Below are 900 nucleotides of genomic sequence, written 5' to 3' on the forward strand. Positions count from 1 at the left end.
AATGGCATAAATACTAAGTTAGTATCTGTATGTGTATTATTCGTAATAACTTTAATAAAGATGATTATTTTAATAGCTGTAGGAATGATACAAATAGGATTTCAACTTATGTCAATTCTTTTAATATTACTACTACCATTTATTATGCTTATTGCCATAGTGCCTTTCTTTGGTGGTACAAATATTATAAAAGGAATGGCAAGAAAGTATTTAGGAACTCAGCTCGGTATAATTGTTAGTAGCTTTGTATTAGCATTACTGGTCCTTGTAGATACTGTTACACTTACAATGTTTCAATCATGGGGAGCTAATTTAATAATAGCTCTTTTAATGCAATGTACTTGTTGGATCATGGTTATTGCCTTTAGAAAACAGTTAATGAATGGGTTAATAAACCTTCAAAATAGAATTGCTCCAGGAACAACAGGAGCATTTAAGTTTGGAGCTAAACCACTAGATAAAGGTGCTGATATTGCAAAGGAATATGCAGTAAATCCAGCTATGGATAGAGCGTATGACATAGGAGATAATTTAATAACTAAAGCTCAATATGCTAAAGAATATACAAAGGGAAATTTAAGTCTTTACAAAGACAGAAAAGTAGCACAAGCTATAGATTTCTTAGGTTCTAAATACGATAATTTAAAAAATAATAAGCCTGAAGATATAGAGAATGTTAATAATCCAAAAGAAAATATAGACGGGGTTAAAGATACAAAAAATAAAGTTAGCTCAAATGAAAATATCAATAAAAAACCTGTAGAAAAATTTGATTTAAATGGAGTTAAGGCCACTAAACCTAGTAATATAACTTCTGAAAATATTCCTAACAAGAATATTAATAACGAAAATAAACCTAATATTGATGAAGAAGCAGTTACTAAAAATGATGTAAAAGAT

The 900-nt window shown here is 28.8% G+C and carries 1 pseudogene; it reads left to right on the top strand.

Annotated elements, in window-relative coordinates:
- Positions 1-900 (top strand): annotated as a pseudogene (locus tag QP548_RS16825) (TcpH); the annotation flags it as partial.

Source organism: Clostridium sp. UMB9555A (genome assembly GCF_030222355.1).
GTDB lineage: Bacteria > Bacillota > Clostridia > Clostridiales > Clostridiaceae > Sarcina > Sarcina perfringens.